This window comes from Agarivorans sp. MS3-6, from assembly GCF_054112545.1.
In genome coordinates, this window is record NZ_CM134202.1 from 566,114 (window position 1) to 587,148 (window position 21,035).

At 42.6% G+C, this 21,035-nt stretch carries 19 protein-coding genes; all 19 read right to left on the reverse strand.

Features of this window, described 5'->3' with window-relative positions:
* Positions 1–59: 59 nt before the first annotated feature.
* Complete coding sequence (locus ACVFI8_RS02630; protein ID WP_457872965.1) at positions 60–1,292, reverse strand: hypothetical protein; 1,233 nt, start codon at positions 1,290–1,292, stop codon at positions 60–62.
* Between the two features lie 4 nt (positions 1,293–1,296).
* The gene (locus ACVFI8_RS02635; RefSeq protein WP_457872966.1) at positions 1,297–2,568 is read right to left on the reverse strand and encodes a hypothetical protein; all 1,272 of its coding nucleotides are present in this window, start codon (positions 2,566–2,568) and stop codon (positions 1,297–1,299) included.
* Positions 2,569–2,638: 70 nt separating this feature from the next.
* Positions 2,639–4,084 carry a phosphomannomutase gene (locus tag ACVFI8_RS02640; RefSeq protein ID WP_457872967.1) on the reverse strand — a complete coding sequence of 482 codons (1,446 nt, stop codon included), beginning with the start codon at positions 4,082–4,084 and terminating at the stop codon, positions 2,639–2,641.
* 3 nt (positions 4,085–4,087) lie between these two features.
* Positions 4,088–5,497, reverse strand: a complete 1,410-nt coding sequence (locus tag ACVFI8_RS02645; RefSeq protein WP_248714970.1) for a mannose-1-phosphate guanylyltransferase/mannose-6-phosphate isomerase — start codon at positions 5,495–5,497, stop codon at positions 4,088–4,090.
* Positions 5,498–5,531: 34 nt separating this feature from the next.
* Entirely contained in the window at positions 5,532–6,605 is a 1,074-nt protein-coding gene (gene rfbB / locus ACVFI8_RS02650) for a dTDP-glucose 4,6-dehydratase (protein WP_457872968.1), read from the reverse strand.
* A gap of 100 nt (positions 6,606–6,705) precedes the next feature.
* Positions 6,706–7,605, reverse strand: coding sequence for a dTDP-4-dehydrorhamnose reductase (gene rfbD, locus ACVFI8_RS02655; RefSeq protein WP_457872969.1), 900 nt, complete (start codon positions 7,603–7,605; stop codon positions 6,706–6,708).
* Positions 7,606–7,674: 69 nt separating this feature from the next.
* A complete protein-coding gene (rfbC, locus tag ACVFI8_RS02660; protein ID WP_457872970.1) occupies positions 7,675–8,220 on the reverse strand; it encodes a dTDP-4-dehydrorhamnose 3,5-epimerase in 546 nt (181 codons plus the stop codon).
* A gap of 74 nt (positions 8,221–8,294) precedes the next feature.
* On the reverse strand, positions 8,295–9,179 hold the full coding sequence (gene rfbA / locus ACVFI8_RS02665) for a glucose-1-phosphate thymidylyltransferase RfbA (protein WP_457872971.1): 885 nt from the start codon (positions 9,177–9,179) through the stop codon (positions 8,295–8,297).
* Between the two features lie 139 nt (positions 9,180–9,318).
* Positions 9,319–10,764: a lipopolysaccharide biosynthesis protein gene (locus ACVFI8_RS02670; RefSeq protein ID WP_457872972.1), complete on the reverse strand. Its 1,446-nt coding sequence runs from the start codon at positions 10,762–10,764 to the stop codon at positions 9,319–9,321.
* A gap of 2 nt (positions 10,765–10,766) precedes the next feature.
* Complete coding sequence (locus ACVFI8_RS02675) at positions 10,767–11,417, reverse strand: ABC transporter ATP-binding protein (protein WP_457872973.1); 651 nt, start codon at positions 11,415–11,417, stop codon at positions 10,767–10,769.
* The gene (locus ACVFI8_RS02680; protein WP_457872974.1) at positions 11,414–12,199 is read right to left on the reverse strand and encodes an ABC transporter permease; all 786 of its coding nucleotides are present in this window, start codon (positions 12,197–12,199) and stop codon (positions 11,414–11,416) included. Before ACVFI8_RS02680 ends, ACVFI8_RS02675 begins: the two co-directional genes overlap by 4 nt.
* Positions 12,199–13,311, reverse strand: coding sequence for a glycosyltransferase family 4 protein (locus tag ACVFI8_RS02685; protein ID WP_457872975.1), 1,113 nt, complete (start codon positions 13,309–13,311; stop codon positions 12,199–12,201). The genes ACVFI8_RS02680 and ACVFI8_RS02685 overlap by 1 nt, the downstream gene beginning before the upstream one ends.
* Positions 13,295–14,449 (reverse strand): glycosyltransferase, encoded by a 1,155-nt coding sequence (locus ACVFI8_RS02690; RefSeq protein WP_457872976.1) that lies wholly within the window; start codon positions 14,447–14,449, stop codon positions 13,295–13,297. Before ACVFI8_RS02690 ends, ACVFI8_RS02685 begins: the two co-directional genes overlap by 17 nt.
* Positions 14,446–15,465 carry a glycosyltransferase family 2 protein gene (locus ACVFI8_RS02695; RefSeq protein ID WP_457872977.1) on the reverse strand — a complete coding sequence of 340 codons (1,020 nt, stop codon included), beginning with the start codon at positions 15,463–15,465 and terminating at the stop codon, positions 14,446–14,448. The genes ACVFI8_RS02690 and ACVFI8_RS02695 overlap by 4 nt, the downstream gene beginning before the upstream one ends.
* Before the next feature lies 1 nt (position 15,466).
* Positions 15,467–17,170: a polysaccharide biosynthesis/export family protein gene (locus tag ACVFI8_RS02700; protein ID WP_457872978.1), complete on the reverse strand. Its 1,704-nt coding sequence runs from the start codon at positions 17,168–17,170 to the stop codon at positions 15,467–15,469.
* 4 nt (positions 17,171–17,174) lie between these two features.
* The gene (locus ACVFI8_RS02705; RefSeq protein WP_457872979.1) at positions 17,175–17,561 is read right to left on the reverse strand and encodes a hypothetical protein; all 387 of its coding nucleotides are present in this window, start codon (positions 17,559–17,561) and stop codon (positions 17,175–17,177) included.
* Positions 17,562–17,603: 42 nt separating this feature from the next.
* The gene (locus ACVFI8_RS02710) at positions 17,604–18,638 is read right to left on the reverse strand and encodes an undecaprenyl-phosphate alpha-N-acetylglucosaminyl 1-phosphate transferase (RefSeq protein ID WP_248714957.1); all 1,035 of its coding nucleotides are present in this window, start codon (positions 18,636–18,638) and stop codon (positions 17,604–17,606) included.
* A gap of 238 nt (positions 18,639–18,876) precedes the next feature.
* The gene (locus tag ACVFI8_RS02715) at positions 18,877–19,878 is read right to left on the reverse strand and encodes a response regulator (protein WP_457872980.1); all 1,002 of its coding nucleotides are present in this window, start codon (positions 19,876–19,878) and stop codon (positions 18,877–18,879) included.
* A 231-nt stretch (positions 19,879–20,109) separates the two neighbouring features.
* Positions 20,110–20,865, reverse strand: coding sequence for an MlaA family lipoprotein (locus ACVFI8_RS02720; protein ID WP_248714955.1), 756 nt, complete (start codon positions 20,863–20,865; stop codon positions 20,110–20,112).
* Positions 20,866–21,035: the final 170 nt, after the last annotated feature.

Consider the following 21,035-nt stretch of genomic DNA (forward strand, 5'->3'; position numbering starts at 1 on the left):
CCCCGTTGCACTTAGAGGCATGGTACTTTTAGAAAACTTTACTTGTTAACTATTCAATATTAAACGCCCAAACATTTTTTTAGCCATTGAGATAATGGCATATACAGTTGTATGCTATATGGGTTCTCATTGGGTTCAGAAACCATTTGGGGAGCACTGCCAACATATCTGTCATTTAATGCCCACTTAATAACCGCTAAGCCGAGCCGTTTTGCTTCTCTAGTGACCCAAGTATCAGAAAAACAAATAATCTGTAATTTAAAGTGAGCGGCTAGCCAAAGAACACCTGAGCTTTGATATTGGTACACGTCGTTATTATAGTTAAATGCTATGATTGAGCTGTCCTTAAACAAGCGCATCAGCTGTTCATGCTCTATAAAACCGCGTATAAGTGTTAAATTGGCGCGCTGAGTATTCAACAGTTGCAAGTGTTGGTCTATCGTCACTAAGTGTACCGCTTCTTTATTTATCGAGTATTGTATCACTATCTGCCAATTAGGGTATCGTTGTGATATGCCCTCTACCATGGTTGGTAGCTCACAAAAACCCTTGTTTTCTTTTGCATCGCCAACATACAAAATAATTTGTTTATTTACGTTATCAATACATTTAACCTTGTCTCGACTTAAATCACCTAGCAGCAAGCATGGTTGTAAGCCCACCTCTCCACCAGCAAGCCCTTGAGCAAAGCCTATAATTTCGGCATCAGCGCCATATAAGGCAACATTAGGAAACTGAACCAGTCTGCGCAGGGGTATTTCAAAGCGCATCTTTTGTTTGATAATCGCGGTTTCATTTTCAACCAACTGGCGATAAGGGTGGTACATAAGGCAAATATTGATGTTCACCTTATCTAGAAAACAAGGTTCACCCCATTTTTGTTCTAACAAGCTAAGCGCTAAGCTAATAGCGTGCGCGTGTGGCCAGTCTACGGTATGACACCAAAAAGTGATTTTTTCAGCTTCTGATAATTTGCCAACAGCATCAAATATCGCATCATAATACTCTTGCGCTAATCGCTGTATGTACGCGAATAGATCTTGCGGTGAGGGCTGATGATAAAAATACTGATAAAAGTCAGTTTTAAACACCGGTAATACTTCTACGTTCTCAGCCTCCAGTTGTTGAGCAAACCCAGCCGGACATTGCTGATTACAATATACTAATAAGCGACAATCGGTTAAATGTTGCGAGGCCTGTGCTATCGATTTAATCGACGCGGGGTGGTGCCCGCCTAGCTCTCTTAAACCAGGGTCGAGTACCACCAAATATTTGTTAGACAGCGAAACCATTATTTCAGTGCACTAATTTCATAATAGTCATGCTTTGCTGTAAATGGTTTGGAACTGTTTTAGGTTTTACGCCCTTTAAAGGTGTCCAAACTGCGCCTTGCTGGCACTTTACATAGTAAAATTCTAGCTCTTCTTGCAACTGATGAATTTGTAGCAATGCCAATTCATTTTCAGCTTCAAGCTCTCGTTTATTAGCCGCTAATTTAGCCACTTCCGTCGATAACTCAGATATTTTTACTTCAGCATTTTTTTGCAGTTTTACACTCTCTGCATTTGCTTGCTGGCTGTTACCACTAGCATTGAGATGTGCTTGCTCTAACTCTTCTTGAAGCTGATGAATTTGCAGAAGTGCAAGCTCTCTTTCGCTTTCCAAGCTAGCCATTTGAGACTCTAGGCGCTTTACTTCATCCTGCAGGTCGCCTTCTTTAGCTTCAGCAGCCAGTTTCAGCTGGTAATTGTCTTCGCTAAGTTTCTGGTGAGTGTCCCGCTCTTTAACATAAGTTTGCTCTAGCTCTTCTTGAAGCTGGTGGATTTGAAGTAGTGCAAGTGCATTATCGGCCTTTAGCTCATTTCGACTAGACTCTACATCCTCAATTTGAGCTGAGTACTTCGTTGCTTTTATTTGCGATAGCGCGTTTAGCTGTTGCAACTCGGTTAGGTAGTTCTGCTGCCTAGCGTTAAAGCTTGGCTCAAATGCCTTGTTAAGCAAACATGAGGCGCTTTCAAGCTGTTCGTACAAAGCCTGCACTTCTTGGTTGCTATATATTCGGATACAACACGAGAGCACTGTCATTAGCTCTTCAAAATCGCTTTCGCTTGTCTGTGAAAAATGAGCTAAAGACACATTAAACAAACGGCTAAAAATATCTCCCCACTGCTGAGTATTGTTAAACACCTGATGTTGGTTAAACAGTGTTGAACGCGGTAAGTTTGAAAAATGTACATCTAGAAGCTGATTACTCGCCCCTACCCAGGCCTTTGTGGCCTCTTCATCAATACATGAAAACTCTGGCGCAGAATAAAAATGAATAAAGTGGCAATGTTGATAAATGTTTGCCGCATTAGCCAGTGTGCTCAACTCGCCTTGAAAGATGCACGCATAGGCTGTAGCGGAAGCGTCATTGGCTTCTGCAACTATTTGTTCAGCACACGTTTGAAGTTGCAAATCGCTCTGCTGCAAGCCGAGATATTTAATTGAATCATTTTTGCCTAAGTAATCTTGCAGGGCTTGTTGGTTTTGGGCCTTATCCAGTCCACAAAAAACGAACAATGTCATTATTATTCCTTGGTTATTCTGCTAAGCGAAATAAAACATAGAGGATTTATTGCCTCTATGTTTTTTTCAATTATAGTTTTTGTACTTCTTGCAGTGCTTGCTTTATATATTGGGAGGCCGTTTGTTCGTTACTTGCTTCAGCGTAACAACGCAACTCAGGGGCATTGCCAGAAGGGCGTAAATGAATAACATCGCCGTTAGTTAAATTCACTCTTAATCCGTCTGTGGTATCTATACCGTCAACCAGTGCATCAGTAAAACCCAAACGAGTTAGCAAACTTTGGGGATCTTTAGCACCTTGTTGCAAAATAGATACACTACGGGCTGTGGCAAAGTTTTGAATACGGTCACTGGCGGTAAAACGCTGCGGTAAATTTGCCACTAAAGCAGCAATCCCGTTATCGGCGGCAGCGATAAGTAACGCGATAAATGGAAGAACAGCATCGCGAGTGGGTAAGCTTTTAAGCGCGGTATTGTTAATATCAATATCACTACCTAATAAAAAACCACCATTAGCTTCAAAACCGGCAATACGCTGATATTTTGTGGCTAAATTATCAAATTCTGCGATAACATATGGAGAGCCAATTTTAGTTCTGCTCACATGCGAAAACTTGCCACTTAATTCAATCGCTGTATTACAGCTTACAGGCACAGCAAGTGCGTCAAGTTGTAACGCATCTGCACAGAGTAAACCTAGAATATCACCACGTAACCACTCACCGTTTTCATCTGAGACTAGTGGGCGGTCACCGTCGCCATCTGTTGAAAAAATCGCATCAAAACCATATTGCTCAGACCAATTTCGCGCTTTAACTTTGTCTTCATCACTTACCGCTTCTGTATCGATGGGAACAAAGGTATTGGTTCGTTCTAAAGACATAACTTCGGCACCCAACGCTGTAAAAATGTCAGGATACAAATCTCGACCCGCACTAGAATGCTCATATATACCAATGCGCTTACCCGCCAATGGCTTTACCGTTTGCCCATTCTGCGAATAAAGTGAGGTATAACGCTCAATGTATTGTTGTGTAGCAGCATTATCAATCGGCAATTCGGCAAGGTCAGCGAGCGGTTCAAACTGTACTTTCGCCGTTAGTATTGATGATTCGTCCTGTTTACCGATTTCGCCGTCTGGTCGGTAAAACTTTAAGCCATTTCGGTCAAATGGTATGTGACTCCCCGTCACCATAATTGACGGAATATGTTGTTGCATAGCTGAATACGCTAATGCAGGGGTGGGAATAACTCCGCAATAAACAACATTCACATTTGCTTGCTTGGCTGCTGCTGCGCAAGCTTGAGCCATTGCATAACTGCTTGGACGATTATCAATAGCTAAAGCAATCGTGTCAAATTGATAGGCTTGGCGCATTACGTCAATAAAAGCATGAGTAAATGCTGCACAAACTTCTGGCGTAAAGTCTGTCACTAAGCCACGAGCACCACTGGTACCAAAAGCAACGTTACTATCACCCAGCACTTTGTCTGTAATACTTTTTTCAGTTGTCATATCTTAACCTTTGATTCGGCCATAACGGTCTTCAAATCGAACGATATCATCTTCACCCAAATAGCTACCGGTTTGAACTTCAATCATTTCTAGCATTATTTTACCGGGATTCTCCAAGGCATGAATAGTACCCAAAGGAATATAGGTAGATTGGTCTTCAGTAACAATGATAGTTTTATCGCCATTAGTTACGCTAGCAGTACCGGATACAACGATCCAATGCTCGGCGCGATGATGGTGTTTTTGAATGGAGAGTTTTTCACCCGGTTTTACAGAAATACGCTTCACTTGGTCGCGTTTGCCAAAATCTATTGAGTCATACTTGCCCCAGGGGCGATAAACCTCTCGGTGAATATGATGTTCGGTTCTATTACTGGCCTTTAATTGCTCTACAATGGCTTTAACATCTTGTACTTGGTCTTTATTCGCCACTAACACTGCATCTTTAGTTTCAATAACCACGATGTTGTCTACACCTACTGCAGCAATCATTTTTTGTTCTGCATTAAAGTAGCTGTTTGTAGAATTATGCGTTAATACATCACCGCGCATAACATTGCTATTTGAGTCCTTGTCCGATATGTCCCATAAGGCAGACCATTCACCCACATCGCTCCAGTCAGCATCTAAAGGAATAACCACTGCACTGGTGGTTTTTTCCATTACTGCATAGTCAATCGATTCTGAAGGGCAGGCTGAAAAGATGTCATTGTCGACCCGGACAAAGTCCATGTCTGAAACGGCAATATCCATGGCAGCTTCACAGGCTTTATATATGTCAGGTCTATGCTCGTTCAATTCTTCCAAATAGCGCGACGCTTTAAACAAAAACATCCCGCTGTTCCAATAGTAGTTACCATTATCTAGATAGCTTTGCGCGGTTTTTGCATCCGGTTTTTCTACAAACTGATCAACATTAAAACCATGTGTGGTCTCTTGACCTCGTTTAATATAACCATAACCGGTTTCTGGGTGTCTGGGGACAATGCCAAAGGTTACCATTTTACCGTTTTGCGCTTCAACGTAGGCTTTAGCAACACTCTCTTCAAAAGCACTTTGGTTTTTAATCACATGGTCAGCGGCTAACACCAGCATCATCGATTCGGGATCGTGTTTAAGTAGTTGAAAAGCCGCTAAAGCGATTGCCGGAGCAGTATTACGCCCTACCGGCTCTAATATAATTTGGCCAAGTTGGCCCACTTCTCTTAACTGCTCTGCGGCCAAAAACCGATGTTCATCATTACAAATCACAATGTTTCTTTGCTGAGTAAAGGCTTCGGTGCGCTTTACCGTTTCTTGCAACATGCTATTGTCGCTCGTTAATTTTAAAAATTGCTTAGGATGCAATGCGCGAGACATTGGCCATAAACGGCTGCCCGTGCCACCCGCCATGATTACCGGAGTAATATTCATAATGATTACCTACAAAAATAGAAAAAATGAAGAATTAAAGTAATGGCTTCCACCAAGATTCGTTGCTTAAATACCAATCTAAGGTTTTTGCAAAGCCACTGTCAAAAGATTCTTTAGGCTCGTAACCTAATTCAAGATTGGTTTTTGTAGCATCAATGGCGTAGCGGCGGTCATGTCCTGCGCGATCTTCAACATAGGTAATCAGTTGTTCTGCTTTACCATGTAAAACCTGTTTCGCTAAAGGGAATTGTTCTGCCAGCTGAGGTTGCTGAATAAACTTGTTATTCATCTGCTTACACACTAATTTAACAATATCGATATTGGCCCATTCGTTATTGCCGCCGATGTTGTAGTTTTCGCCAACACGGCCTTTGTTTAGAACAAGTTCAATACCGCGCGCATGATCTTCTACGTATAACCAGTCACGAATTTGTTGACCGTCGCCATACACTGGCAGAGGTTTGTCTTGCAAAATGTTGGTGATAATTAGCGGGATTAACTTTTCAGGGAAATGATAAGGCCCGTAGTTATTTGAACAATTAGAGGTGGTAACCTGTAATCCGTAGGTGTGATGATAAGCGCGAACTAAATGATCACTGGCGGCTTTAGAGGCCGAATACGGCGAGTTAGGCGCATAAGCGGTATCTTCGGTAAATGCAGGATCAGTAGGGCTTAAAGTTCCGTATACTTCGTCTGTACTCACATGGTGAAAGCGGTGAGCTACAGCTGGTTTACCATCTATTGCGGGCTGATCTATCCATACTTTTTTGGCGGCTTTTAATAAGCTATAGGTACCAATAATATTCGTTTCAATAAAGGCATCTGGCCCAGTAATAGAGCGGTCGACATGAGATTCAGCCGCAAAGTGCACTAAAGTATCTATATGGTGTTGGTTTAGTAGTTTTTCTACTAACTCGGTATCGCAGATATCCCCTTTTACAAAGCTGAAGTTAGGGTTGGCCGCTACTGGTTCGAGACTAGCTTTATTACCTGCATACGTTAGCGCATCAAGCACTACCACTTTATCTTGAGGGTTATTACTTAACCAATAATGGACAAAATTAACCCCGATAAAGCCGGCTCCGCCGGTCACTAATAAATTTCTCATTGTTTCCTCTAAAATATATAAAACCAAAAGTTAATCGCTATAAGTGTAAAACTTTACGTAAAAAGCCTATCACTTAGGGCTTAGTGCTTAGTACTTTCAGCTAAACTAACTGGTCCATCATGCTGCTTAATTGCTGACGCCAGTGCACTGTGTTTTGCCCGGATGCCTGCTCGGCAGTGTGTTTATCAATAACGCTGAACGCAGGGCGAGCAGCTGGTAATGGGTAGGCAGAAGCATCAATAGCTTTAATGGGTATCGCTTTACCTAGCAGGCCTTTTTCTATGGCTAACTCTTGAATAGCGACTGCAAAATCATACCATGAGGCTACGCCTGCATCTGTCCAATGATAGATAGGCGTGCGACCTTGCCATTGAGGGTCTGCTGCTACGCTATTGCTAGCTTGCTTAGCTACCATTGCCCATAACCATAAAGCTAAGCCTTTGGCCCAAGTAGGGGTGCCCACTTGGTCATAAATAATACCTAGCTCTGGTTTATCCGCCATTAAACGCAACATGGTTTTTACAAAGTTATTGCCGTTTACCGAATACACCCAGGCGGTACGTACTATTAGCGCTTGCTCGGCCAAGGTCTCGTTTACCGCGATATCACCCGCTAACTTAGATGCGCCATAAACGTTTATCGGCTTAGTTTGATCATCCACCTGATAAGGCGTGGTTTGATTGCCCGAGAATACAAAGTCGGTAGATATATGCATCAAGTACGCCCCCTGCTGCTTGCAGGCTTCGGCGATATATTTGGCACCTAACTCATTAACCGCAAAAGCGGTAGCTTGGTCCGCTTCTGCTTTGTCTACCGCCGTATAGGCCGCTGCATTTATCACAATGTCGGGTTTATGCAAACCGATAGCCGCTTGCACAGCCACTTGCTGAGTAATGTCTAGCTCTTCTAAGCCTAAGCTTATTAACTCAACATTAGCAGGCTTTGTTTGTTCGAGTTCCCAAGCCAGTTGGCCGCCCTTGCCGGTTACGAGTACTTTCATGAGTATCCTTGAGGTTTAAATGGCGACGATGCTTTTATCGCAAGTACGCCATGGTAACTATTATTGTTTTTACAACTTTGGCGCTAGGTCAAAAGCCAAGCCGTTTTCATCTTTCTCTGATATTAATGGCGCCAGCCCATTCACCAGCGGCCACTTGATACCTATAGCGGGATCGTTCCACTTAATGGATACATCAAATTCTGGCGCATAGTAGTCGGTGCACTTATACACAAACTCGGCTTCTTCACTGGTGACATAAAAACCGTGGGCAAAGCCTGCTGGCACCCATAATTGACGTTTGTTTTCGGCTGATAATAACACCCCAACCCACTGCCCATAAGTGGGTGAATTAGCGCGAATGTCTACCGCTACATCAAACACCTCACCGCTCACTACTCTTACCAATTTGCCCTGGGTTTGCTGTGTTTGGTAATGCAAACCACGCAAAATACCTTGCTTAGACTTAGAGTGGTTATCTTGCACAAACGGCTGCTTAGTACAGTGTTGTTCAAATAAGCTTTGTCGAAAGGTTTCCATAAAAAAACCACGGTCGTCACCAAATACGGTAGGTTCGATAATTTTTACATCAGGTATTGCTGTTTCTACAAATTTCATTGCTGTCTCACTTTAGCTTCGGGCTTCGGGCTTCGGGCTTCGGGCTTCGGGCTTATCAACACTCAAGCAGTAAATTAACTAAACACTTTGTTTTTAGTTAAGGCCATTAAGTACTGCCCGTAGCCATTTTTAAGCATGGGTTTGGCTAAGGCTTGTAATTGCTCGGCACTAATTAACCCTTGTCGGTATGCAATCTCTTCAGGGCAACATACCTTTAAACCTTGACGTTTTTCTAATACCGATATGAAGTGTGCAGCTTCGAGCAGAGAATCGTGGGTGCCAGTGTCTAACCAGGCGCTACCACGCCCCATTAGCTCTACGCTTAATTCACCTTTTTGTAAGTAGAGGTTATTGAGATCGGTAATTTCTAGCTCGCCCCGTGGTGATGGTTTAATTGTTTTGGCCATTTCTACCACATGTTGATCATAAAAATACAAGCCTGTTACCGCATAATTTGATTTAGGTTCTGCTGGCTTTTCTTCTATAGATACTGCTTTGCCGCTGTCATCAAAGTCAACTACGCCGTAACGTTCGGGGTCGTGTACATGGTAACCAAATACACTAGCGCCAGTGGGTTGTTGATTAGCTTTTTTAAGCGACAGGCTCAAATCGTGACCATAAAAAATATTATCACCGAGAACCAAGCAAGCAGAGGCCCCATTTAAAAACTCTTCACCCAAAATAAAGGCTTGCGCTAAGCCATCGGGTGAAGGCTGAGCGACATAAGAAAATGTTAGCCCCCATTGCTCGCCACTACCGAGTAACTCTTTAAAACGCGGCAACTCTTCAGGCGTAGCAATGATTAAGATGTCTGTTATGCCCGCTAACATCAGAGTAGAAATCGGGTAATAGATCATTGGTTTATCATAGACAGGCATGAGCTGCTTACTAATTACTTTAGTTAACGGATAAAGTCGGCTACCGGAGCCGCCCGCTAATATAATTCCTTTTCTTTTCACATTTTTACCTTAGCTGTTCACGAGCAAGAGGATAACAATCACTTAACCGATATATTATTAGCTACTGTGTATAAACTGGATGCAGCCCAATGTAGCTGCCATACTTACATTATCAAGACAATTGATTGCTTCATATATTTTAATTGAGTTCTCTAATAGTAGCGACCAATATGTTACCAATACCAAACAACATCAGTAATACTGCAGCAGCTAATGTCAGATTGTATGACACCTTAGGGTATCTATTATCTTCTGGTTTTGTTGGAGCTTCTACACCGATCAAATACTTTATTTGACGATATGCTTCAATTCTTGATTTCTCCAAGGATACCTGAGATGACGTATAAGCAGACAAAGCTAATTCGAGCTCGATTTTATATCCTGTGAACCTTGCTAATAACTGACTAACAGACAATCCATCAGAGTTAGCGCCTTCTATATTAATGCCCCGCTGTACGGTCAATCGTTCACGCTCTATAGCTAATTGCTCATACAAAGAATCCAACTTTGCTTTCGCCATTACTACTTGCGGAGCTTGACTACTCATATTTGATTCTAACGCTCTTAATTCCGCCTGAGCAGTAGCGAGTTGTCCCTCTATAGCGTAAGCAATTTGCGAAAGAGCGGCGCCTTCAGCTTCAGGGTCTAACAGATTATACTTCTGCTGAAAACTAAGTAAATTTTGCTTTGCTTTTTGTAATCTTTTTTCAACTAAGTCATGCTCGCCTTGAATAAATTCAAGTTGTGCATTTGCTAACTGGTGCCCAATGGAATTAATGTACCACTCAGCCCTCTGCGCTATCGCTTTACTAAGTTGGAAGGCATATTCTGGTTCGAATGCTCTAACATAAATAGTCACTATTTGAGATGACTCATCGATATCTACTTGAACCTGGTTTTGAAAAAATTTAAACCCTTCTTCTTGCGTGGAATCGCTAGATAAACGACTAAACCAGTCAACCGATTGTTGACTAAAATGCTCCTTAACACCTAAGTGTTCTTGTAAATATTGGAGCATGTCATTTGAATATACGTAGGCCTTTACTAACTGAGGGTCAGTATTGCCGCTGCTAACTCCTAACCCACTTAATATAGCCATGGAAGCATCCATAGTAGCCATACTATCGGGCTGCTGCACAATGAGTTGCATTTTACTTTCAAACCGCGGACTAGCTATAAATAGCAAATAAATAGCAAAGATCAACCAAGGCAATACAACCAGAACCATTAATGGCTTGAGAAAAAACGACAAAATTGAACTTCTTTTAACTGTAGTTTCTGCAGTTTCTGTTTCTGAGGAAGCCCCTATACTGACCACTTTTTGGCTACGTTCCGGCTCAAACATTTCGGGAAATTGAGCTTTAGCTACTAGTCTGTATTGATTGTATAGTCGATTAATATCTGGACCATCACTTTTCAATACTTTAGCGCGCTGAATTAAACGATAAGATAATAAAATGTCAGTATGTGAGACATCTATTGCCAGTTGTTTCACATATTGAGGATGATTCCATTCGTCTTCAGATGCTTGTGCTTTTAATTTCAAGTAGCTTTCTTCAGCCGCTTTTGTAGTGTTTTCAACCATATTCATAGTACCTGGTATTGCTCAATAGCATCTTCTAAGTCGTTGTAGAACATGAGTTCCCCATTATGTAAGATAATTGCGCTATCACAAAACTGTCGAATTTCTCTCAAATCATGACTTACCATAATAACATTGGCCTGTTGGCTGCGCTCCAATAGAGCTTCTTTTGCCTTCTTTCTAAATTTAGGATCACCTACCGACGTCGCTTCGTCGATTAAATAGATATCGAAGTCTATAGATATACAACACGCAAACGCTAATCTGGCTCGCATTCCGCTAGAGTAACCTTTTACCGGTAAATCGAATTTTTCACCGAGCGCAGCAAATTCGACAACGTCTGCTTCGAAAGCACTTAAGTCAGCAATACCATTAACCCTGCCAATAAAGCGAGTATTTTCTCTTCCGGTCATCTCTCCATGGATTCCTGTCGCGAGCGCGACAGGCCATGAAATATTCAGGTCGGTAACCACCCTACCGCGATTAGGGTATTCACTGCCCGCCAATAATCGAAATAGCGTAGACTTCCCCGCTCCGTTCGCCCCTAAAATGGCAATATTGTGACCATCTGGAATAGTAAATGATACATTCTTTAATATGTATTGGTCACCTAACTTAGAGGGGTAAAACTTTGTCAAATTTTCCAATTTAATCAACGACTAATTGCCTTTTTCCAATAAACGCTATAAATAGAAAGTGCGAGAAATACAGTTGTTATGGTTACCGTTAATAAAAAGCCAAAACTGACACCTACCGCTCCAAAGGAAGGATAAGCAGCTTGTCTGGTTAACTCAATAGCATGCAAAATGGGGTTCCAATCAAAATATTTCCAATAGTCTTTTGGCATATCTTGTAAACTAAAAAACACTCCCGATATAAAAAATAGTGGCCGTGTCATTACCCCTTCTACTTTGCTAACTTCTTTCACAAAACATCGCGCAATACCAAAAATGAGACCTAGTGAAGCACTAAACAGCCAAAGAGACAAAAACACTACAAGGCTACTTAGAGGATCATGGAACGTGATATCAATATGTAATAAAAACATCATTACAAATAATAACAAAACGACGAATATTTTTACGATCAGCTCAAATAAGGCAGCTGCAACTACTGAACTGATCGGTTGCACTTGCCTAAATGCATAAAGAGACTTATTTTTGGAAATTGAATTAGAGCACGCGGTCATTGTTGATAAAAATAACTGGATTAACGTCATACCGTAGGCCATAAAAGCGAATGTAGGGATGGTGTGAGTTTCACCGCCATTTAGACGCCCCCTAATAATAGACAACATAAGTATAAATAGAACGGGTTCTAATACCGCCCAACTGACGCCTAATTTGTCATTAAATCGTCCACGAATTTCACGCAAAAAAATGGCAAAGATTACATCTTTCCACACAGCTAAACGGCTGCGTTTTAATACTGTGGCCATTAACCAACACCCTTTTCAGGTTTAACGGCGACTCGCTGAGCATGGCTGCGTTGCGAAATTGAAAGAGAAAACTCAGAGAGAACATCACTAATAATTGAAGGCATCTCACTTAACTCTTGCTGCATGTTGTTTTGCATGTCCTGCTTTAATAGAGGGCTATTATCCAGCTTTTGTAACTGCAGTGCAAAACTGGTATCGATTTCATCGGGTAACCATAAAGCAGATTTCAGGTTTTTGGTGTAAAACGGTATTTGGCCTACCGGCCTCACTAGAGGAATAAGCCCTTGCTGCATCGCTTCTAATACGATCATCGCCATGCCTTCATTTTTTGAAGGCAACACTAAGTAACTAAAGTTGGCTAGCGTAAAGGGCACTTGATTTGGTAACAGCGCCGGATGAAACTGCACATGTTCACCCAAGCTCAACTGCTCACCCAAAGCGATAAGTTCGGCTTTAGCCCCTTCGTCGGGGCCGTATATATCTAAGCGCCAGCCATTGTCTAGCTTACGCATTAAGCTAAGTAGTTGCAGGGCTGTATTTAAGCCTTTATTAGCGGCAACACGCCCGATGAAGACCATTGATTTTGGGTGTTTTTCTGCCGGCACCTTTGCTTGCGGTATAAAGTGGTGGATTATAGAGACGTTTTTCTGCGTTAGCGGCATGATAAAGGCTTGGCTGGCTTCAGAATCTGTACAAACCTTGTCAGATAACCTTAGTGACAACTGACTACTCAGCTTGTCCAGCCAATGCTTAAACCGATTATTGTGAAATATGAACGCGGTTGAGATGCCAGTGAATAAGCTAATCACCCATAACAACGGTTGGCTACGCCACAAAGAAAACATCGCCCACTCTGGCTGCAGTTTAACCATTAGCTTATAGGCTTTAAAGTAAGTGATGGGGCTAAAGCGCTTGCCATTGATAATGTGCAGCCGTTGGCCTAGTAACTCTTTAGGTAAGCTGTCCACCAAGCCTTGCTCCGCCTGTTCTAAGCACACAAGGTGATACTCGATTTGCTCAGGTAAGTTGCTTAGCAAATACAATGCAGCGTTTTCCACTCCACCAATTTTTAGATGTGGCAAAACATGGACTAATTTAACGGGCTTTAACATTCTTCACCAGATGTAGGTAACGCTCAGCCACTTGTTCTTTAGCAAAACATTTTTCCATCTCTTGCGAATGCACTAACACATGCTCTTGTTGGCAAGTGCTCACTATCGCAGCCACTAAACACGGCATATTTCTTATTGGCACAATGGTTGCACCCACGGCGCCTCTTACCGCCTCTCTCACCCCACTGCAAGCGGTAGCTATAACCGGCGTGTTTAGCAATAAGGCTTCGATAAGTACTGTTGGTAAGCCTTCGTAGTCAGAAGTTAGTAACAATGCTTTGGCTTGTTGTATTAATGGGTAGGGATTGCTCACATGCCCAACAAAATGCACCTTATCGCTAATATTTAGCACATAAGCTAAACGCTCAAGCCGTTTGCGTAAACGCCCTTCACCCGCTATCACCAAAGGCTGGGTAACCTTGGCTTGTGCATAGGCTCTTAATAATCTATCAAAGCGTTTTTGCTTATCTAAGCGCCCTACGGCAATAAGATAGTTATTGGGCTGCAATTGCAACGCTAAAGGCAGCAGCTGCTCGCCCGCTTTTAGGCGAATATCTTCAGCATCAATAATATTGGGGATCACTTCAATCATGTTATCGGTGACTTTAAGCCGACGCCGAATATCATTTTTAACTGACTTAGATACCGCTAGCTTGGGTCGGTTTTTTATCGACCTTGCCATCACCATCATATTGACCTTACTCGGCAGCCACCATTTGGCCTTGAGCTGCAAACTTTTTTTATTGTGCAGCACCATGTAGCAAGGCATTTGGCTGACTTGTGAGTAAAGCACTTTAGAATAATGACAATGTAAAAAAGCCACGTCGATGTCTTTTTCTAGCAGTAATTGCTCTAGCTCGGCACTTTTCCGCTTGGCTTTTAACCTGTAAAATACCAAGCCACCAACGCTATACTTGGCTATTCGCCTAACTAAATCGGTTTTCTTATTATTATTGTTAAGCAAACCTTTACTGTTTAGGCTGCTAATTTTAACCCCTTCAGGGGGCAAGATATCGGTGGGTTTTGCGACAATGATTTCTGATTCAATACCGCGTGAGCCAAGTTCTTGACATAAATTGAACACAGCTTTAGTCACACCGTTTCCATCAATACGATTAATGATATGTGCTACTTTCACTGTTGGCCTTGCCCCGCGTACTTTGTTTTACTGAAGCTTAATCGTAGTATGTCTTTAAGCAATGAGCTACTTGCTGCTGCATAGTAGTGATAGTAATTGGCCCGCCAATAGTGCGCCAAGCATTTAAAGCCAGCTAAACGGGCTTGTTTTCCTTGAATGATCGACAAGCGAAACTCTTGAAATGACTTTACTTGTAAGATTAATGCGCGCTGTTCACTTGAGCAATGCGCTGAGTCAAGCAAAGCTTGGTAAGCTTTCAAACGCATAAAAAACTCAGGTGGAAATTGATTACGCCAATAGCCTGTTAGCGCTTTTTTAATCTTCGTAGCCGTACTTTCGTATTGAGCACCCAAGGCATTTTGCTGATGTTGCCGATATTTAATTAATCTTTCAGGTATTAGACCAATGGCATCATTTTGTGCTGCTTTCAAGGCCAACCAGGCATCGTGAGGGTATTCACTATTTAGCGGCAACTGCTGCTTTACAAACTGCTTAGTGAGCGCCACCGTTGCGCCGGTCACCACGTTATGTCGAAGTAATACCGATAAAGCTTGTTGTTGATTAAAACGCTGCTGATTTAAAGACGAGAAGTGCACACACTGCCATAAGTCTGGCTGAATGATATTGAGCGCTTCGTCGGTGCGGTAAGCGTCACTAAATACCATCTGTTTATTAGGGTGTGACACCAAGTATGTTAGCTGTACTTCGGCCCTATTGCTTAGCCAATAGTCATCTTGATCGCTGAGCAATATATACTCTTGGGTACACAGGCTGAGCGCTTGCTCAAAGTTCTTAATAAACCCTAGGTTTACCGGGTTTTCAACTAATTTAAGCTTGATAGATGGGTGATTTTTTGCAAACAACCTGACCAGCGCCAACGAGTTATCGCTTGAGCCATCGTCACACACCACTAACTCATGAGGTGGGTGACTTTGCTTAGCGATGCTTTCTAGCTGCTGCTGTAAAAATAGAGCTCCATTAAAGGTGCACATGGCTACAGAGTATGCGGATAGCATATTAGTCTCGCAGTACTACGTTAGCAGCAACAGCGATTTGATAGATAATCTGAGTGATATCTTTAACGGTTTGCATCGTTTTGGCATCAACTTTTGGCATCACCAAGATCTGATCACCAGCCACTAAGGTTTGCTGAGGTGAGAAGTCAATCATACCATTAGCATGCACTATCGCTATTCGCTCAATATCTGCACGCTCGGTAAATCCACCCGCCCAGGCTATGTAGTCGAGTAACACCGCATTTTCATTAAACACAATTGCTTGCGGCATCAATACTTCGCCCGCCACCTGAATAAGATCGCTTTTAGGCGGGATGATTATCTCGTCGCCTTGCTCTAACCTTACATTAGCCACTTTACCGTTTGAGGCCAAAATAACCTTACCAAGTGGTTCAATTTGACGGGCTCGCTCAACAAACTGCAAAATTAACTCTGCTTCTTTTTGGCGAATTAAGGCTTCGCCATCTGACGACGCGGGCGCGGTAAATACACTTCGCTCTAAACGACGTAACGATTCTTCAATCAGTTCTTTTTGCTTTAAGGCGACACTTTCACGTTGAATATAAATTGATTGGGTATCGGCCAGATCAGGTTCGACAGAAATATAATCAAGTAGCTCTAATAAACGCGCATCTTTATTTACGGTGTAATAAGACGGCCCTAAATAACTACCTGATATTTTAACATCCACAACCTGCGGGCGTAGATCATCGTTAAAGGTGACTGTATCGCCATCTTTAAGCTCGTAAGACTGAAACTGCCTAAACGGTAAATACACCGATACTGGGCCAGAGTCTCTATTGCCCGCCACTGCTACATGGCTAATTTTAGCCATTGGGCGCGCATAGTCAGTTAAACGTTGGCCTAAAGATGTTTGTTCTAATAGTTCAAATCGAAACGGGTAACGCGCGCCCCCCTCTACTGTGACAGTAGGGCCTTGCTCTCCCACCAAGATAACGTCGTTATCTTTGAAAGTAACTTTTGGCAATACTCCGTTTCTTAAGAAGTCATAAAGATCAATGACTTGTAATGGTTTGCCATTTCTGATGATGGTAATATTACGGTAGCTACCTCTTTCTGAATCTACCCCGCCAGTGCGATTTAAATAATATAGTACGCTGTCTGACGCTAAGCCCGCGTATTGACCAGGGCGCAATACCGGGCCTGTTACAAATACACTAACCGGTGTGGCATTTAGTAGGTTGACATACACGTTAACGTTATTGGTATATACCGCTCTAATTTTACCAGCAACAACATTATTTACTTCTGTTGCTGGTACCTCAGATACCTTAATAGGACCAATCTCAGGGATGAAAATGTTGCCTTGATTATCTACCGTTACAATAGCAGCATGGCTTACCGCCCCCCATATTGCTATCGATATCTTATCGCCTGGTGCAACGATATAATCAGGATTTAGCCCATCGCTACGCTCGGCCTCGTAGCCACCTGTAAACAAATTAGCGCCATAAGGCGGCGGCAGACCTTCTTCGCCTACCGGCAATACATTCGCTGAACTAGGGTTGATTGATTGACTAGGGTTGATTGATTGACTAGAAGACGCCACTCTAGATTGGCCAGCGAGAGCTTCTGCTTGAGAAGCGGGGATCAGTTCATTAGCTTGAACAACACTTAGACTGAGAGACGCAATAGATACCGCTAACAGAAAATGACGAGTTAAAGTTTTAAAGAGATTTTTCACAAGCTTAACTACCTAAATTCAGGTCATAGGTTAAATCTGAAACAGCTGGAGACGAGAGGTACCAAGCATTATCTGTTCGTTGTTTACAGGCGACTCTTATTTCAGGTGAATCTTGAGTGTTGATTTCTTGCGCTTCAAACCTACGGCACAATTTACCACTAGCTGATTGATATAAATCTAGAAGGGTAATTTGATAAATTGATACTTGCAGCTGCTCGTAGGTTTGACCGCTGTCTAACACTGCCCAATAGGATTCGGGAATGAGGTTTTTGTCTTTCTCAATAACATTTTCTACCAACTCGCGGCTCGCCACAGGTTGTTCGATAGGTTTAGCGCAGCCTAGCATTATGCCGCTCACACCAAACACTAACATCCATTTAAACATTCTCATTAGTTCAACTATCTTTTTTTATAAGTTTAACAGTTCAAGCACCTAAACAAGGCTCTTAGACTTTATTTGACCCACTATAGCGTTATACAGAAAGAATGCGAACAAGAAGCTAGCGAACAGCAAAGGTTCTGGCATTTTGTACACGCAACTCACCACCCCAAAACAAGCCATGCCCAAGGCTAATAGACAGACAATCGCTAACACCTGCTTTTTACTGTAACCGGCGTTAAGCAGGCGGTGGTGAATGTGGCGGTGATCGGCTTTAAGTGGTGATTCGTTAGCTTGTACGCGATGGATGACTACTGAGGCCATATCCATTAAGGGAAGACCCACCATCCACAACGCGGTAGCGGAAGTGAAGCTAGGTGTACTACTCTGAGTACCGCCAATCAGTAGCCAAACCACACTGTAGCCTAACAGCATGGCACCGGCATCGCCAAGAAACACCTTGGTTTTAAATGGCGGCACGGTTAAATTCATCAGCAAGTAAGGGATAAGCGCCACTGAAAGGGATAAGGCTAACATGGTGTTAAAGCCGATGCCGTTAAAAGAGAACAATAGTGCCATTGAGGCAAAGGTGACCATGGCCACCCCTCCCACTAAACCATCGAGGCCATCTAACATGTTAAAAGCGTTAATAGCGCCGACTACAGCTAAAGCGGTGAGTAGGTAACTTGCGCTGCCTAGGTAAATATCTCCCATGCCCACCAAATCACCTAAATTAAATAGAAAGTGTTCCATTTGAAAACACAAAAATAGGGTAATCAGGATCTGCATGAATAACTTAAACTTGGCCGACAGACCCGAACGGTCGTCGATGACTCCCAGCAATACACACATCAGTGCGCCGGAAAAATAAGAAATACTGTCTGAATCAAAAGGAACAAATACGAGGGTACTGGCAGCTAAACCAAAGAAAACAGCAATCCCCCCCACCGCTGGGACGGGACAGTCGTGGTTTTTTCGGCTATCGGGAATATCGTGTAAGCCAATAAACTCAGAGAATGGCTTTAAAAAAGCCAGAGCGACAAACGTTAATACTGTGGTTCCCAACAGTAAAAATATCAGAGATGTCATGAAAAACCTTAGCCTAATACTTTCGAAAAATCCGTTTGTTAACTACCCATTGTCGCAGATACAAAATTGCGAGCAATTATCCATTAGCACTATGTTGTGCCTTTATGAATGCTTTAGGCGACATGAACAACTATGATTATGGCAGTAAATTACTAAATCACAACAGTGAACGCCGACTCGGACATATTAACCCAAAATCGACAAAAATAGGAAGGAAATAAACAAACAATTCTCTCAATTAGCCTACAGGAAACAATTTTAGGCTAATGCGATCTTCAACTAAGTTACGAAAGCGAAGGCTGAAACCGATATCAGCCAGTTGAGCCACCCCTTCGGGGTAACGGGTATCTGCGCGAAGACCTAAAGCAAGGCCCGGATGAGCGGCATCGAAAGGTTTTGGCGCATCAATCAAGCCGGCATTAGCATAGCGAACTTGGTCATGCTCAATGATGCCATATAAACATGCTGCGGGGGCGCGTAGGTCTGCTGCTTTAATAATGTTGTTTAAGGATTTTAAGGCTTCACTGGGTTGCAGCGCGGTAGGGTCGTTAACCAAAAAGCGGTTCCACATATCTTGAAAGAAGCCATTAACGATAACCGCTGCTACTACCCCTTCATCGCCAAGCAGGCAGATATCCACCACTAAAAAGCCAACGTGATGCTCATCGATTTGCTTAATAATAGGGAATAAGGTTTGGCCTTTAAGCCGATAGTGGCAAAAAAAGCCGACTATTTCTTGGGTCGCCTTAGGAAGAATTTCACGCAATACTAAACTGGCTTGAGCGTCGTTGGCTCTGAAGTGGGCTTTGTGCTCATCAAATTCGGCAAATTCCATTTGCAAGTCTTGCTCTTCTGCCATGGATAAGCTCGACAAAATGGTACTGATTAATTCTTGAAAATCGGTGAGAGGTTTAACCAAAAAGTCACTGGCTCCTAATTGCAGAACCCTGCGCAAGTCGGCCATGGTACTTTTGCCAGAAATGACAATAATGCTGCCGTTATAATTGTCTAAGCGCTCCAGCAGTTCGACACCATTCATGGTAGGCATCACTAAGTCCATTAATATTACGTCGTAATGTTGTTGGGCTAAGGTCTCTAAGGCTTCTTGGCCATTTTCTACGGCGCACACCATCGCACCTTGCTGAGTGAGATAAGCAAGTAACTGCTGACGAAATACCACTTCGTCTTCAACAACTAATATAGAAATTCCATATAATGGATTTTCAGCTTGCAGCGACATTCCTTAGTCACCTTTTCCTTATTTATTAATACGTTATTAATTAAACCGTGGTCTATCCAGTTGACTATATAAGCAAAAACGCGATAACGCCAGTAAGCAACCGTAAAAAATAACCAACAAAAAACTAACATTTTCATAAACACACAAGGCAGGCATTTAATACAGCAGTATTGAAGATGGCTAGCCGATGATAGAACTTAAGCCTATTTGCATAAGCATAGACTAGCTCGGCTAATATTCTTCTATCTCGTCTAAATATTCTTCTAGGGCATCGTCTACGTCTTGTTTTGAAGACGTTGGCGGCTTGCCGTTGTAGAAACGGTACAAACGATATTGCAAATAGGCATCTTTAACAAACGAGTAACTGTCTAGGGAGTTATCTAATAAAGGTTCTTGTTCAATCACTGAAGCACGCTTGTAGAGGCCATCTAAGCCCCACTTTATTGCTTGTTCTGTTAAAGTAAGGCCGGTTAACGGCGACGCAAAAGCGTCTATCCAGTCTCCCACTTCTTTACGAACAGTGGTTGGGCCCAACACAGGCAACATAACGTACGGGCCTTCTGGTACACCATAAAAGCCCATTACATCACCAAACTCTTCAATGTCACGGGTAACTCCAGAACGCCCCATAAGATCAAAAATCCCAAACAGGCCAAAGCTAGAATTAAACAAAAACCGCACTAAGTTATTCGAGGCTCGCTCTACTTTACCTTGCAGTAAATGGTTGGCAAAACTGGCGGGTTCTTCCAAATTACGAATAACGTTATTGACCGCTTCGCGTAGACCGAAGGGCAAATATTCTGCGTAAACATGGGTAACCGGTCGGTACAAAGGTTTGTCTAAATACTGATAGTTAAAATTCCACATGCTGCGGTTAAACCCTTCAAAGGGGTCTGAAAAGTCTTGGATTTCTTGGGCACGCGTCGGCAAAACCATTGAAAAAACGGTGGTAAACAACGCAAAAAACCAAACAACTCTATGTGGCACCTTACACCCCTTCCATGGCGACTTAATACCAAACTAAACAAATTATTAGCCATTCTGATGCGCGAAAAACAGCCACTATGCCTAGCAACGAGTAATCAGGATAAGCCCTTACTGTAATGCTTATTTCAATAACCGCGCGCTACCTGAGAAAGCTTCAGAACAACAATTTG

Excerpts from the sequence above, each read along its gene's own strand:
- ACVFI8_RS02630 (WP_457872965.1), bottom strand. The coding sequence starts at position 1,292 with ATGGTTTCGCTGTCTAACAAATATTTGGTGGTACTCGACCCTGGTTTA.
- ACVFI8_RS02635 (WP_457872966.1), bottom strand. The coding sequence starts at position 2,568 with ATGACATTGTTCGTTTTTTGTGGACTGGATAAGGCCCAAAACCAACAA.
- ACVFI8_RS02640 (WP_457872967.1), bottom strand. The coding sequence starts at position 4,084 with ATGACAACTGAAAAAAGTATTACAGACAAAGTGCTGGGTGATAGTAAC.
- ACVFI8_RS02645 (WP_248714970.1), bottom strand. The coding sequence starts at position 5,497 with ATGAATATTACTCCGGTAATCATGGCGGGTGGCACGGGCAGCCGTTTA.
- rfbB (WP_457872968.1), bottom strand. The coding sequence starts at position 6,605 with ATGAGAAATTTATTAGTGACCGGCGGAGCCGGCTTTATCGGGGTTAAT.
- rfbD (WP_457872969.1), bottom strand. The coding sequence starts at position 7,605 with ATGAAAGTACTCGTAACCGGCAAGGGCGGCCAACTGGCTTGGGAACTC.
- rfbC (WP_457872970.1), bottom strand. The coding sequence starts at position 8,220 with ATGAAATTTGTAGAAACAGCAATACCTGATGTAAAAATTATCGAACCT.
- ACVFI8_RS02670 (WP_457872972.1), bottom strand. The coding sequence starts at position 10,764 with ATGGTTGAAAACACTACAAAAGCGGCTGAAGAAAGCTACTTGAAATTA.
- ACVFI8_RS02680 (WP_457872974.1), bottom strand. The coding sequence starts at position 12,199 with ATGGCCACAGTATTAAAACGCAGCCGTTTAGCTGTGTGGAAAGATGTA.
- ACVFI8_RS02685 (WP_457872975.1), bottom strand. The coding sequence starts at position 13,311 with ATGTTAAAGCCCGTTAAATTAGTCCATGTTTTGCCACATCTAAAAATT.
- ACVFI8_RS02695 (WP_457872977.1), bottom strand. The coding sequence starts at position 15,465 with ATGCTATCCGCATACTCTGTAGCCATGTGCACCTTTAATGGAGCTCTA.
- ACVFI8_RS02705 (WP_457872979.1), bottom strand. The coding sequence starts at position 17,561 with ATGAGAATGTTTAAATGGATGTTAGTGTTTGGTGTGAGCGGCATAATG.
- ACVFI8_RS02710 (WP_248714957.1), bottom strand. The coding sequence starts at position 18,638 with ATGACATCTCTGATATTTTTACTGTTGGGAACCACAGTATTAACGTTT.
- ACVFI8_RS02715 (WP_457872980.1), bottom strand. The coding sequence starts at position 19,878 with ATGTCGCTGCAAGCTGAAAATCCATTATATGGAATTTCTATATTAGTT.